The organism is Bacillus sp. 5RYD7K (genome assembly GCF_059831465.1).
Map to the genome: position 1 here is coordinate 2,888,301 of NZ_CP191200.1, position 13,467 is coordinate 2,901,767.

Below are 13,467 nucleotides of genomic sequence, written 5' to 3' on the forward strand. Positions count from 1 at the left end.
AGCATGAACTGTCCGAAGCATGTCCGCATCAACGAAGTAGGGCCTCGTGACGGCCTGCAGAATGAGTCCGCATGGGTGGATACAGAAGATAAGATTGAGTGGATCAATATGCTGTCAAAAACAGGACTTTCCTATATCGAAGTGACTTCATTCGTGAATCCGAGGTGGATTCCGGCGCTGCGTGACAGTCTGGACGTTGCAAAGGGAATTACCAGAACAGAACATACAGTATACGCAGCTCTCGTTCCAAACCTCATCGGGCTGGAGCATGCGGCAGAAGGCAGAATTGATCAAGCCTGTGTGTTTTTATCAGCGAGCGAAACCCATAACCAAAAAAACGTCAACAAACCGATTGACCGGACCGTTCAAGAGCTCAGGCAGGTCATTTCTGAAGCAAAAGCTGAAAAAATGGCAACGAGAGCTTATCTTTCCACTGTATTCGGATGCCCTTACGAACAAAACGTACCGATCGAACAAGTCATCCGGCTCACAGACACGCTTTTTGAAATGGGTGTTGATGAATTATCGCTCGGCGACACAATCGGCGCGGCGAACCCCTTGCAGGTCATATCCGTGCTTGAAGCTCTTTTGCCGAGAATTCCCGCCTCAAAAATCGCACTCCATTTCCATGATACAAGAGGCACGGCTCTTGCAAATATTATTCCCGCCCTTGATATGGGGATTACATCCTTTGATACCTCCTCAGGCGGGCTTGGCGGCTGTCCGTATGCCCCGGGATCAGCAGGAAACGCCGCCACAGAAGACGTCATTTATATGCTTGAACAAATGGGGATTTATACCGGGACGGACATGAATAAACTACTTGAAGCCGCCGGATGGATCGGGGATAAAATCGGCAAAGACCTGCCAAGCAGAAACCTGCAAGTCTTCAGAACGAAATGAGAGAGAGGAGAAGCCATGGGAGATTGCGTATTGTTTTCCGTCTGTCAAGAAACAATCGGTCTGATCACGCTGAACCGCCCGCATGCAGCCAACTCACTGTCATCAGAAATGATTGATGATTTACAGCGTGTGATTACAGACATCAATAACTCGCCATCCATTCGCTGTGTCATTCTCACCGGCTTCGGAAACACATTCTGCGCCGGTGCTGATTTAAAAGAAAGAGCGGAGATGAATCATGAACAAGTCAAACAAAGCGTCAAGCGTATCGGTGAAACCGCCGCCTCAATTGAAGCACTCCCGCAGCCGGTCATTTCAGCGCTGAATGGAACGGCAGTCGGCGGCGGACTTGAACTCGCCCTTGCTTGCGATATTAGAATCGCCGCCAGCCGGGCGGGCCTCGGCCTCCCTGAAACAGGCCTTGCGATCATACCAGGGGCGGGCGGAACACAGAGACTGCCGAGGCTGATCGGACCCGGTGCGGCAAAAGAGTTGATCTACACCGGCCGGAGGCTCACGGCCCAAGAGGGAAAAGACATAAAGCTGGTCGAGCATGTATGTGATGCCGAAGAACTTATGGAAAAAGCAAAAGCACTGGCCGGCCGCATCGCCGCCAATGGGCCGATCGCCGTCAGACAAGCAAAATTCGCGATAAACAGGGGGCTGGAGACAGACCTCAATACAGGGCTCGAAATCGAACGAAAAGCATATGCACAAGTCATCCCGACGCTTGACAGAGAAGAGGGGCTGCGCGCCTTTAATGAAAAAAGACCCCCTGAATACAAAGGAAAATAAAACTTGGAGGGACTCGGATGGATTACGAAAAAGAACGGCAGACACGCAGCAAAACGATTGAAAAGGGAGGAGCGGCTAAATATCACGCAAGCAACGAAAAAAAGGGAAAACTATTTGTAAGAGACAGGCTGAAGCTTCTATTCGATGACGGCATATCCGTTGAAGACGCTTTTTTCGCCGAATGCATGTCAGATGGACTGCCGGCTGACGGGGTTGTCACCGGGATCGGAACCATCAGCGGCAGAACCGTTTGTGTGATGGCAAACGACTCAACCGTAAAGGCGGGCTCATGGGGCGCGAAAACGGTGGAAAAAATCATCCGCATTCAGGAAACGGCAGAAAAACTGCAGTGTCCGCTTCTGTACTTAGTCGATTCAGCAGGTGCAAGAATTACCGATCAGGTCGACATGTTCCCGGGCAGAAGGGGAGCCGGCCGCATTTTTTATAATCAAGTAAAGCTGTCGGGACGCATACCGCAAATCTGTTTATTGTTCGGCCCTTCCGCTGCGGGAGGCGCTTATATTCCGGCCTTTTGCGACATTGTCATTATGGTCGAAGGCAATGCATCCATGTACTTAGGCTCTCCGCGCATGGCGGAAATGGTAATCGGCGAGAAAGTTTCGCTTGAAGAAATGGGCGGCGCCCGTATGCATTGTTCCGTATCAGGCTGCGGTGATCTTCTTGCCCGGACGGAACAAGAAGCAATCACGATGGCGCGGACATATCTCAGCTACTTTCCGGCAAATTATACGGAAAAAGCGCCTGTCAGCGAATCCAAGAACCCGAAAGAATTTGAAAAACCGCTCTCAGATGTCATTCCGGCACATCAAAACGCACCGTTTGACATGCTGGATTTAATTGAACGTGTCATCGATGAAGACTCTTTTTTTGAAATTAAACCGTTATTTGCGCAGGAATTAATAACGGGACTTGCGCGGATTCACGGACAGCCGGTCGGCATTATCGCCAACCAGCCGCGTGTCAAAGGCGGGGTTTTATTTCTTGATTCGGCGGATAAAGCCGCAAAATTCATCGCTTTGTGCGATGCATTTCATATTCCGCTTCTGTTTTTGGCAGACATCCCCGGATTTATGATCGGAACGAAGGTTGAGCAGGCGGGCATCATCAGGCATGGCGCAAAAATGATCTCCGCAATGGCGGAAGCGACTGTTCCGAAGCTTTCCGTTATTGTCAGAAAAGCCTACGGTGCGGGATTATATGCGATGGCGGGCCCGGCTTTTGAACCGGACTGCTGCTTAGCGCTTCCGACTGCGCAAATTGCCGTAATGGGGCCAGAAGCAGCGGTAAATGCGGTCTACGCAAACAAAATCAGCGAACTCGCTCCAGAAGAAAGGCCGGCTTTTATTCAGGAAAAGCGAGATGAATACAAGGAAGACATTAACCTTTACCGTCTTGCCTCTGAAATGGTGATTGACGGCATCGTTCCCGCTGATTCCTTGCGGGACGAACTCAATAAACGCCTCACTGCTTACATGTCTAAACAACTGACTTTCACACACCGGAAACACCCCGTATACCCGGTATAAATAAAAAAGACCGCATAGATCCGGCCCGCGGCCGTTCTTCTATGCAGTCTTTTTTTCATAGTCTTGATCTCATCTTTTTCACGACAAAATAAACAACAATAAATACAAGAGCCAATATAATGATCGGAGTCGTATACATTCCGGCATAGCTGTCTACATCTTTCCACTGTCCGCCGAGCTGATACCCGAGATAAACGAAAATGACAGACCACGGAATAATCGCAAGCGTCGTCAGGGTGAGAAACTTGGAAAGCGGCATTTTCGCGAGGCCGGCCGGGATGGAAATCGCGTGTCTTACGACCGGGATAAACCGGGCCGAGAATACTACGCCCGCGCCGTAACGGCGAAACCAGTTTTCGGCAACATCAATATGATGCTTTTTCAGCAGTAAGTACTTGCCGTACTTGTCCAAAAACGGCCGCCCCCCATAACGGGCGATCCAGTAAATAAAGCACTGCGCGATCGTTCCCCCGATCACGCCGGCGATAACGGCGCCGATAAAACCGATCGTGCCTTCTGACACCATATAGCCTCCATAGGCCAAAACGATTTCACTCGGAATGATTTCGATCATTAATCCGAGAGCAATCCCTAAATAGCCCATACTTGTCAGCCAGGATAATATTTCACTAATAAAATTGCCCACACTGTTCACAACCTCTTTATCTTTTTACCCAATTATATGACTGATTGACAAGCAAAATGGTTACAAATTATTTTTTAACGCACGTTTTCTTCAGATTCTCTTTTTAATACCTCTTCTAAATAAGCTAAGAGTTTCGGTCTCATTTCCTTCCGCAGCAGCCCGATCTCCGTGCCGGCCTTAAAACAGCCGAGCTTGTCGCCTATATCAAACCGTCTTCCTTCGAGCTCTCGCGCGTAGATACTTTGGGTGCGGCACACTTCGCGGAGTGCGTCTGTCAATTGGATTTCGTTGCCTGCGCCTCTTCCGATCGTCTTCAGCGCTTTAAAAATGGCAGGGGTTAATATGTAACGGCCCATCACGGCAATATGAGAGGGCGCCTTTTCAACAGCCGGCTTTTCAATCAGATCCTCAACCTGGTACACATGACCGTTGTGCCGCCCTGTCTGTATAATACCATATTTGCTGACATCGGCGGGATCGACGGGCTGTACGCCGATCGTTTCTGTGCCGTGTTGGTTATAGACGTCTATGAGCTGCGAGAGCGCGGGAGTGTCAGATACCATAATATCATCACCTAAGAGAACGGCAAAAGGCTCTTCTCCGATAAAATGCTCCGCACACAGCACCGCATGACCTAAGCCGAGCGGCTCTTTTTGGCGGATGTAATGAATATTGGCCAAATCGGCAATCTGCTGCATTTCCTTCAGCATCTCCGTCTTGCCTTTTTCCCGCAGATTGAATTCCAATTCCGCCGACCGGTCAAAATGATCTTCAATCGAGCGCTTGTTTCTTCCTGTAATAATCAGAATATCTTCAATCCCTGACTCGGCGGCCTCTTCTACGATATATTGGATTGCCGGTTTGTCCACGATCGGCAGCATTTCTTTCGGCTGCGCCTTTGTCGCCGGCAGAAATCTCGTTCCTAAACCCGCTGCGGGAATGACCGCTTTTCTCACTTTTTTTCTCATTCATCTTCACTCCTGATCCTGTATGTTTTTCAGCGAATCTCCGAATACCCAGATTCGGTTTCCGAAAAAATTCATCATCATTCCGCCAATAGTGGCGGCGAGCTTACTCACTAAAAGCGAACAGCCGCTTTTTTGAAACGCGTACAGCAGCAAAAAGGTGATCCCCGACGCAGCAAGATTAATGATGAGAAAGCGCACGATCTCTTTCCCGTCAGCCTTGCGCTTTACACGAAACGTCCAATTCCGGTTCCACACATAGCTGTTGATCATTCCAGCCGAATAGGAGCAGATCTGTGCCGGCAGATAAGGGACATGGCAGGCGGTAAGCAGAAAGAAAACACCAAAATCGATCAGCGTATTTCCGGCCCCGACCGTGCAGAAACGGCCTAACGTCTTTATTTTTCCTTTCAGCATAACGGTGACCTCCCCTCATAATAAGATGCGGATGGCTGTCATATTTGTTGATATCGATTACTTTAGCGGACTGCGTTGAAAAAACAATGACTAAAATATGAACAAAACATGAAAACGTTAAGTTAACATATTGATAGTTTAGGTTGACATATTTCGAGAGGGGCACTAATATTCTGTATAAGTGTTAACCTTTAATTATTTTGGTTAACATTGTCTTTCAAGGTAAGAGAAAGGAGGGGAAAGGATTGGAGGAAGAAACCTATTACAGCGTCAGAATGAGAGCTTCCCGAAACGCCCCTCATGAACAGGGCGGGAAACACATTTCCGGCGGAGAACGGCTTATCACTTACAGCGGAATACAGGAAGCGGTGAATGGCTTATTACATAAAGGCTTCTCGCATTCAAGAGGGACACCTGATTTCATGCAGATCCAGCTTGAAAGCGTCAATGAACCGATCAAAACGATCCGCCCTTTGCCGATTACTGTACATCAAACAGATACGGCAGAGAAAGGACAAGCAATCGCCCGGACGCTTTTGCAAAAAGCAGGAATTCCTCCGCGCATGATAGAGAAAGCCTATCAAAGCATCGCGGAATATGGAGAAGCAAGAGGAGCAGTCCTGTTTGACATCCGGACAGGAAAACGTATTGACGGCAGAAGGGAAAGAGGTGTGCGGGTATCCCGAGTGGATTGGCCGACACACGATTTTCAAAAATGGGCTTTTGAGCACAACATGCCGGAAAATTCACGAATCAAAGAAGCACATGCCATCGCGGCAAAGGTTTGCGCGCATCCGGGAATCATAGCTGAAGTGTGCTGGTCAGATGACCCTGATTACATAACGGGCTACGTTGCCGCAAAAAAGCTGGGCTATCAGCGGATTACCAAGATGAAGAATGACGGCGATGAATGCGGCTGCCGGATTTTCTTTTCAGATGGAATCACAGATACACAGAGCTGTATCCATTTTTTAGAGAAACAGCCTGTGTTCATTCAGCGGGAGGGGAACATATGAAACAATCCATGATTGAAAAAAGCAAAAAGCATCTTTGGCTGCCTTTCACACAAATGAAAGATTACGATGAAGATCCGTTAATCATTGAAAGCGGAAACGGAATCATGCTGAAAGACACAAGCGGCAAAGAATACTATGACGGCTTTTCCTCAGTATGGCTCAATGTACACGGCCACCGCAAAAAAGAAATGGATGAGGCGATTCAAAAACAGCTTAAAAAAATCGCTCATTCGACCTTGCTGGGCATGACGAATGTTCCCGCGACAGAACTTGCCGAGATGCTGACGGGCATTACACCTGAAAATCTGACACGTGTTTTTTACTCTGACAGCGGAGCCGAAGCAATGGAAATCGCTCTGAAAATGGCCTTTCAATACTGGAAAAACATAGGGAGACCCAAAAAGCAGACATTTATTTCAATGCAGAACGGCTATCACGGCGATACGATCGGAGCCGTCAGCATCGGTTCTATTGAACTCTTTCACCATGTATACGGCCCGCTGATGTTTGAAAGCTACAAAGCGCCGATTCCTTATGTATACAGATCTGAAAGCGGCGACCCCGTACAGTGCCGGGATGAATGTCTGAACGCGCTCGAACAGCTGCTTGCAAAGCATCACGAAGAGATTGCCGCACTTACGATTGAATCGATGGTGCAAGGCGCATCCGGCATGATCGTCATGCCTGAAGGCTTTCTGGCAGGCGTACGAAAGCTGTGTACGGCATATGATGTGTTAATGATCGTTGACGAAGTGGCGACGGGGTTCGGCCGCACCGGAAAAATGTTTGCCTGTGAGCATGAAAATGTCCAGCCGGACTTGATGGCCGCAGGGAAAGGAATTACGGGAGGCTATTTGCCGATCGCCGTGACGTTTGCCGCAGAAGCGATTTATGAAGCTTTTTATGACGACTATGAAAATATGAAAACATTTTTCCACGGCCACTCCTATACAGGAAATCAGCTGGGCTGTGCCGCGGCAATTGAAAATCTTCGTTTATTTGAATCAGAGCGCATCGTTGAACAAGTTGCCGAAAAATCAAAAACGGCAGCGATGCTTCTTCATGATCTGAAGCAGCTTCCTCATGTCGGCGATGTCCGCCAGCTCGGTTTCATGTGCGGCATAGAGCTCGTGCAGGATAAGGGGACAAAACAGCCTTATCCGCCTGAAAAGCGTGTTGGATATAAGGTGTCTTTGAAAATGAGAGAGCTCGGTATGCTGACGAGGCCGCTCGGAGACGTCATCGCCTTTCTTCCGCCGCTCGCCAGCACGACTGATCAGTTAAAAGCCATGATCTCCATTATGAAAGAAGCGATAGCCGAGGTGACCGGCCGTGGATTTTGACGGATGGCTCTTCGAAAGGCTCGATGCGGTGAAAAGAGACGGGCTGTATCGGACGCTGCGGAAACAGGAAACCGCTCTCAAAAACAAGAGGGAAAAGATCTGGGCATCCAATGACTATTTAGGCCTGTCAAAAGATGAACGGCTGATCACAGCTGCGCAAACGGCGCTAAGCTGCTTCGGAGCGGGAAGCAGCGGTTCCCGGTTAACGACAGGAAATACTTTTTGGCATGAAACACTTGAACAAACAATCGCGGATTTTAAACAGACGGAAGCTGCTTTATTGTTTTCCAGCGGTTACTTGGCGAATATGGGCGTGCTTGCTTCACTGCCGCAAAAAGGCGATGTCATTTTAAGCGATCAATTGAACCATGCGAGCATTGTTGACGGCTGCCGTTTATCGAAAGCGGAAACCATCGTGTACCGCCATATTGATATGGCTGATCTTGAGGAAAAACTTGCCTCCGTTCAGTCCAGGAACCGCCGCTTTATCGTCACGGACGGCGTCTTCAGCATGGACGGCACCATTGCGCCTCTTGACCGCATAATGGCGCTTGCAAAGCAGTATCAGGCATTTGTGATAGCAGATGACGCGCATGCAACCGGTGTACTCGGGGAAAACGGCGGGGGAACCAGTGAATATTTCGGTGTTTGTCCTGATGTTGTCATCGGCACGTTAAGCAAAGCGGTCGGAACGGAAGGCGGTTTTGCCGCGGGGTCAAACATTTTCATTGATTTTTTGCTGAATCATGCGCGGACGTTTATTTTTCAGACGGCCCTTCCGCCGTCAATTTGTGCGGCTTCCCATACGGCATTTGACATCATATCAGATATGAACGATACGCGCCGTGAGCTGCTATCGTCTGTCAAAACGATCAAAACCCGTCTGACCGATATTGGTTTTACCGTAAGAGGCGGAGATACACCAATCATTGCCGTCATCATCGGTGATGCAAAAACAGCGGTTTCAATTGCTGCACTGCTGGAGAAAAAGGGAATCTGCGCCCCGGCCATCCGCCCGCCATCCGTTCCTGACGGTGAAAGCAGAATCAGGCTGACCGTCACGGCGGATCGCAGCTTACAGGACATAGACGAGCTGACAGAAGCATTTGATTCCATTAGAAAAGAGCTGAATATAAACAAATGAGAAGTTTTTTTGTCACAGGAACAGATACGGGCGTCGGAAAAACTATCGTCTCTTGCGGACTAGCCGCGGCATTCAGGCAGAAACGTGCGGATGTCGGAGTGTTTAAGCCGTTTTTAAGCGGGGTGCCGCGGACTCATCCGGACAGCGACACCTCGCTGTTGAAAAACATGTCACAAACCGCACTGTCTCATGAAGAGATTACGCCATTTGAATGGAAAGAGCCGCTTGCACCGTACACGGCCGCCATGCTTGAAGGAAAATCCGTGAGCATGGAGGAGGTCACGGCCCACTGGAGAAAGATCAAAAATCGTCATGAGTGTTTCATCGTCGAAGGGGCAGGAGGCATTTCCGTTCCGCTTGGTGAAAATTATTTAGTCAGTGATCTGATAAAGGCCTTGGAATTGCCGGCAGTGATTGTGGCCAGGCCTGATCTCGGAACCATCAACCACACATATTTAACCGTTGAATATGCGAAAAACATGGGGATAGAGGTTCTCGGCATTATTATCAACGGCGTAAAAAGCCGGCCGGGGATGGACGAAAAGACAAACCCGAGCATGATTGAAAGATTATGCAAAGTTCCGATTTTGGGAATGACACCGAAGCTGGATTACGTTTCAGCAGAAAACATTCAACACATGATTGAGAAACATGTAGATGTTTCCTCTTTCATGAATCTGACACAAATGGGGAGATAAACATGAATCAATGGATGGATCTTGCAGAGAGAGTGCTGGACGGGGCGGAAGTAACGAACCAGGAAGCGCTTGCCATTTTAAATTGCCCTGATGAGGATCTTTTATTGCTGATGCATGCCGCTTTTCATATCAGAAAACGATTTTACGGAAAAAAGGTAAAGCTGAATATGATTATGAATGCAAAGTCAGGCCTGTGTCCCGAAAATTGCGGGTACTGTTCACAATCTGCAATATCAAAAGCGCCGATCGAGTCTTATCGGATGGTGGATAAGCATATATTGCTTAAAGGGGCAAAACGCGCCCATGACCTGAATATAGGAACATACTGTATCGTCGCCAGCGGCCGGGGACCGTCAAACAGAGAAGTAGACCAAGTGGTTGATGCTGTCAAAGAAATTAAAGAAACGTACGGTTTAAAAATCTGCGCATGTCTCGGTCTGTTGAAGCCGGAACAGGCAGAGCGGCTGAAACAGGCAGGAGTCGACCGGTACAATCATAACATCAATACATCACAAAGGAATCACGCAAACATTACGACCTCACACACGTATGACGACAGGGTCAATACCGTACAAATGGCGAAACAATCGGGGATGTCACCTTGTTCGGGTGTCATCGTCGGCATGAAAGAGACGAAACAGGACGTCATTGATATGGCGAACAGCTTGAAAGCGCTTGATGCCGACAGCATCCCGGTTAATTTTCTGCATGCGATTGACGGAACTCCGTTAGAAGGAGTAAGCGAATTAAGTCCGGTGTACTGCCTGAAAGTGCTCGCCTTGTTCCGTTTTATCAATCCGGCAAAAGAAATCCGTATCTCAGGAGGCCGGGAAGTCAACCTGCGTTCGCTGCAGCCGCTCGGCCTGTACGCGGCAAACTCTATATTCGTCGGCGATTACTTAACAACCTCAGGACAGCATGAAACAGAGGATCATCAAATGCTCCATGATCTAGGTTTTGAAGTTGAATCCGTCGAAGAAATGAAAGCCGGCTTACAATCCGCCTGCAAAACGGAGGTATAAGATGACGGCGGGCGTATCAATTTCACATCCGTCCCTCCAGGCGGATTCAGATTTTTGGAATGACCCTTACCCGTTTTATGACAAACTGCGATCCATTGATCCTGTTTATAAAGGAACCGTATTAAAATATCCGGGCTGGTATGTCACCGGGTATAAAGAGGCGGAAGCGATTCTGAAAGACACCCGGTTTAAAAACCGCGTTCCTCTTCCGGAAACATCAACGAAATATCAAAATCTATCGCATATCCAGCATGATATGCTGTTATTTAAAAATCAATCAGACCATAAGCGGATGCGGATGGTTATAGGGAAAGAATTCACCGCAAAGACGGCGGAATCACTCCGCCCCTGTATAAAAGAAACGGTGCATGACTTATTGGATCAAGTGCAAAACAAAAAAACCGCAGACCTTGTTTCAGAGTTTGCCTTTCCATTGGCAAGCCTCATCATTGCGAAGATACTCGGAGTGCCGAAAGAGGAGAGATATCAATTCAGACAATGGACAGCAGACGTCATTCAGGCCATTGATTTTACCCGGTCAAGAAAAACGTTAGTCAGAGCAAGCGACACCGCAGGCAGGATGACGTCATATTTCAGAGATTTGATTCACAAGCGGGAAACGCATCCCAAGGAAGACTTAATCAGCAGGTTTATTATGGAGGAACAGCTTTCAAAAGACGAAGTACTCGCGACATGTGTATTACTTATCATAGCCGGACACGAGACGACGGTAAACCTCATAAGCAACGGTGTGTATACTTTATTGAAACACCCTGAACAGCTTAGCGCACTGAGAGAAAACCCCTCGCTTATTGAAACTGCAGTCGAGGAATGTTTGCGTTACGACAGCCCTACACAGCTGACGGCCCGCACCGCTTCAGAAGACTGCGAAATAAATGGAAAGATCATAAAAAAAGGAGAGCAGGTATATATCCTTTTAGGTGCAGCCAATCGTGATCCAAGCATATTCGATCAGCCTCACAAAATGGACATTGAAAGAAAACCGAATCCGCATCTTGCATTCGGAAAGAATGCCCATTTTTGCGTGGGTTCACGATTAGCGCGCATTGAAGCACAAATAGCCATTCTAGCGCTGTTAGAGCGGTTGCCTAAGCTTCGGCTGGCCGCACCTAAGCTTGAATACCGCAAGCTCATTGGTTTTAGATCGCTCACAGAGCTTCCGGTTATCGTCGGCTGAATGACCATGCAGGAGGGCTGGATTTTTCCGGTTCCTCTTGCAGGAAATAAATGAAAGAAAAAAGAATACATATTTATAAAGCAAAAACCCTCTCTCTCATATCCAAAAAAACTCACCGCTCAGCCATTCAATATAACGTAACAAGGGCTTCCTTTTCTTTCCGCCAAAACGGAAACTTCCAATTGTCCAGAATTCATTCGTCTTTTTTCGAAAAAACGAAGCATGATGTAAGCTTGGCATGGTCGTTGCATTTTCTTCCTTCGAATCAATTTGTAAGCGTTTGCTATCATGAAGCAGAAAAGAGGGGGATTTGTGGACATTATCATTATTTTATTGGCATTATGCTTGCTGATGTTTGCGGCTTATCGAGGCTTTTCAGTCATTTTATTTGCCCCGATTTGCGCGCTGTTTGCTGTGCTTCTGACAGATCCGAGCTTCGTACTTCCTTTCTTCTCGAATATATTTATGGAGAAGATGGCTGGCTTTATTAAGCTGTATTTTCCCGTATTTCTTTTGGGGGCTGTTTTTGGCAAGGTTGTTGAAATATCCGGGCTCGCCGAGTCGATCGCAAAAACAATCGTCAGGCTTGTGGGAGCAAAAAGAGCCATTCTCGCCATCGTCTTAATGGGTTCGATTTTAACGTACAGCGGCGTCAGTCTCTTCGTAGCGGTGTTTGCCGTCTATCCGTTTGCTAAAAACCTATTTATGAAAGCTGATATTCCCAAACGTCTGATACCCGGAACGATTGCATTGGGCGCTTTTACATTTACAATGGATGCGCTTCCCGGCACACCGCAAATTCAAAATGTCATTCCGACAGCATTTTTTAAAACAAATATTTATGCCGCTCCCTGGCTCGGATTGATTGGTGCAGCATTTGTGCTTACGGCCGGGATGCTTTATTTAGAATTCCGGCGCAAGAAAGCGGCCGATGCAGGAGAAGGCTATGCTGGGTTTCCGTCTGAAGTTTCCGCTGCAAAGGAATCCTCAGGTTTGGCTTATGAAAAAAACATGCCTGATTTACCGCAGGAGGCAGAACTCAGTACCGCGCGGCAAGTGCTCGCCTTTATGCCGCTTATCGTTGTCGGGGTATTGAACAAATGCTTCACGATGTGGCTCCCGCATTGGTATCCCGACGGATTTGATTTTGCGCCGCTCGGCTTAGAAGCGTTCGGAAAGATTGATCTTTCTTCCGTCACTGCGATCTGGTCAGTAGAGCTCGCACTGTTCATCGGTATCATGACAACGATTTTGTTCGATTGGAAAAAAGTGCTCTTCAATTTGAAGGAAGGACTGAATGAGGGCATCGGGGGCGCCTTGCTGGCGTCAATGAATACAGGAGCCGAATACGGATTTGGCGGCATCATCGCAGCGCTTCCCGGCTTCAAAGCGGTCAGCAGCGGTATATCGCAGACGTTTACTGATCCGCTTGTCAATGGAGCGGTGACGACCACTTCGCTTGCCGGGATTACAGGGTCGGCCTCAGGAGGAATGGGCATCGCTTTAAGTACGATGTCCGCAGCGTATACAGAAGCAATCCATACATTTCACATCCCGCCGGAGGTCATGCACCGGGTGATCTCGATGGCCTCCGGCGGGATGGACACTCTTCCGCATAATGGCGCCGTCATTACGCTGCTCGCGGTCACCGGGTTGACTCACCGCCAATCCTACAGAGATATCTTTGCCATTACCGTCATTAAAACAGCCGCTGTGTTTGTCATCATCGGTATTTACAGTCTGACGGGCCTTGTGTAGCCAAAACAGAAAGGG

Annotated in this window: 12 protein-coding genes and 1 pseudogene; 10 read left to right on the forward strand and 3 right to left on the reverse strand. The window is 48.2% G+C overall.

Annotation, left to right across the window (positions count from 1 at the left end):
- Nucleotides 1-3 precede the first annotated feature (3 nt).
- From ACQE26_RS14555 to ACQE26_RS14565, 3 genes are read left to right on the forward strand one after another with little or no spacing between them, the layout of a single operon-like run.
- Nucleotides 4-903 carry a hydroxymethylglutaryl-CoA lyase gene (locus ACQE26_RS14555; RefSeq protein ID WP_500469917.1) on the forward strand — a complete coding sequence of 300 codons (900 nt, stop codon included), beginning with the start codon at nucleotides 4-6 and terminating at the stop codon, nucleotides 901-903.
- Between the two features lie 15 nt (nucleotides 904-918).
- On the forward strand, nucleotides 919-1,698 hold the full coding sequence (locus ACQE26_RS14560) for an enoyl-CoA hydratase (RefSeq protein ID WP_500469919.1): 780 nt from the start codon (nucleotides 919-921) through the stop codon (nucleotides 1,696-1,698).
- Between the two features lie 17 nt (nucleotides 1,699-1,715).
- On the forward strand, nucleotides 1,716-3,245 hold the full coding sequence (locus ACQE26_RS14565; RefSeq protein ID WP_438422082.1) for an acyl-CoA carboxylase subunit beta: 1,530 nt from the start codon (nucleotides 1,716-1,718) through the stop codon (nucleotides 3,243-3,245).
- Between the two features lie 55 nt (nucleotides 3,246-3,300).
- On the opposite strand, the gene uptA is transcribed toward ACQE26_RS14565, so the two are convergent.
- The 3 genes and pseudogenes from uptA to ACQE26_RS14580 form a co-directional block, all read right to left on the reverse strand.
- Nucleotides 3,301-3,891 carry an undecaprenyl phosphate transporter UptA gene (gene uptA, locus ACQE26_RS14570; RefSeq protein ID WP_489202267.1) on the reverse strand — a complete coding sequence of 197 codons (591 nt, stop codon included), beginning with the start codon at nucleotides 3,889-3,891 and terminating at the stop codon, nucleotides 3,301-3,303.
- 74 nt (nucleotides 3,892-3,965) lie between these two features.
- Nucleotides 3,966-4,859 (reverse strand): UTP--glucose-1-phosphate uridylyltransferase GalU, encoded by an 894-nt coding sequence (gene galU, locus ACQE26_RS14575; protein WP_099744131.1) that lies wholly within the window; start codon nucleotides 4,857-4,859, stop codon nucleotides 3,966-3,968.
- A gap of 6 nt (nucleotides 4,860-4,865) precedes the next feature.
- A pseudogene (locus tag ACQE26_RS14580) lies at nucleotides 4,866-5,315 on the reverse strand (GtrA family protein).
- A gap of 203 nt (nucleotides 5,316-5,518) precedes the next feature.
- Between ACQE26_RS14580 and ACQE26_RS14585 the strand changes: the two are divergent.
- The 7 genes from ACQE26_RS14585 (at nucleotide 5,519) to ACQE26_RS14615 (ending at nucleotide 13,452) form a co-directional block, all read left to right on the forward strand.
- Entirely contained in the window at nucleotides 5,519-6,289 is a 771-nt protein-coding gene (locus ACQE26_RS14585; RefSeq protein WP_438422077.1) for a 6-carboxyhexanoate--CoA ligase, read from the forward strand.
- Nucleotides 6,286-7,632 (forward strand): adenosylmethionine--8-amino-7-oxononanoate transaminase, encoded by a 1,347-nt coding sequence (bioA, locus tag ACQE26_RS14590; RefSeq protein ID WP_500469922.1) that lies wholly within the window; start codon nucleotides 6,286-6,288, stop codon nucleotides 7,630-7,632. The genes ACQE26_RS14585 and bioA overlap by 4 nt, the downstream gene beginning before the upstream one ends.
- On the forward strand, nucleotides 7,622-8,776 hold the full coding sequence (bioF, locus tag ACQE26_RS14595) for an 8-amino-7-oxononanoate synthase (RefSeq protein WP_500469924.1): 1,155 nt from the start codon (nucleotides 7,622-7,624) through the stop codon (nucleotides 8,774-8,776). The genes bioA and bioF overlap by 11 nt, the downstream gene beginning before the upstream one ends.
- Complete coding sequence (gene bioD, locus ACQE26_RS14600) at nucleotides 8,773-9,474, forward strand: dethiobiotin synthase (RefSeq protein ID WP_500469926.1); 702 nt, start codon at nucleotides 8,773-8,775, stop codon at nucleotides 9,472-9,474. The genes bioF and bioD overlap by 4 nt, the downstream gene beginning before the upstream one ends.
- Before the next feature lie 2 nt (nucleotides 9,475-9,476).
- Nucleotides 9,477-10,496, forward strand: a complete 1,020-nt coding sequence (gene bioB / locus ACQE26_RS14605; RefSeq protein ID WP_500469928.1) for a biotin synthase BioB — start codon at nucleotides 9,477-9,479, stop codon at nucleotides 10,494-10,496.
- 1 nt (nucleotide 10,497) lies between these two features.
- Entirely contained in the window at nucleotides 10,498-11,694 is a 1,197-nt protein-coding gene (locus tag ACQE26_RS14610; RefSeq protein ID WP_500469930.1) for a cytochrome P450, read from the forward strand.
- Between the two features lie 312 nt (nucleotides 11,695-12,006).
- Complete coding sequence (locus ACQE26_RS14615) at nucleotides 12,007-13,452, forward strand: GntP family permease (protein ID WP_500469932.1); 1,446 nt, start codon at nucleotides 12,007-12,009, stop codon at nucleotides 13,450-13,452.
- Nucleotides 13,453-13,467: the final 15 nt, after the last annotated feature.

Excerpts from the sequence above, each read along its gene's own strand:
- ACQE26_RS14555 (WP_500469917.1), top strand. The coding sequence starts at position 4 with ATGAACTGTCCGAAGCATGTCCGCATCAACGAAGTAGGGCCTCGTGAC.
- ACQE26_RS14560 (WP_500469919.1), top strand. The coding sequence starts at position 919 with ATGGGAGATTGCGTATTGTTTTCCGTCTGTCAAGAAACAATCGGTCTG.
- ACQE26_RS14565 (WP_438422082.1), top strand. The coding sequence starts at position 1,716 with ATGGATTACGAAAAAGAACGGCAGACACGCAGCAAAACGATTGAAAAG.
- galU (WP_099744131.1), bottom strand. The coding sequence starts at position 4,859 with ATGAGAAAAAAAGTGAGAAAAGCGGTCATTCCCGCAGCGGGTTTAGGA.
- bioA (WP_500469922.1), top strand. The coding sequence starts at position 6,286 with ATGAAACAATCCATGATTGAAAAAAGCAAAAAGCATCTTTGGCTGCCT.
- bioD (WP_500469926.1), top strand. The coding sequence starts at position 8,773 with ATGAGAAGTTTTTTTGTCACAGGAACAGATACGGGCGTCGGAAAAACT.
- bioB (WP_500469928.1), top strand. The coding sequence starts at position 9,477 with ATGAATCAATGGATGGATCTTGCAGAGAGAGTGCTGGACGGGGCGGAA.
- ACQE26_RS14610 (WP_500469930.1), top strand. The coding sequence starts at position 10,498 with ATGACGGCGGGCGTATCAATTTCACATCCGTCCCTCCAGGCGGATTCA.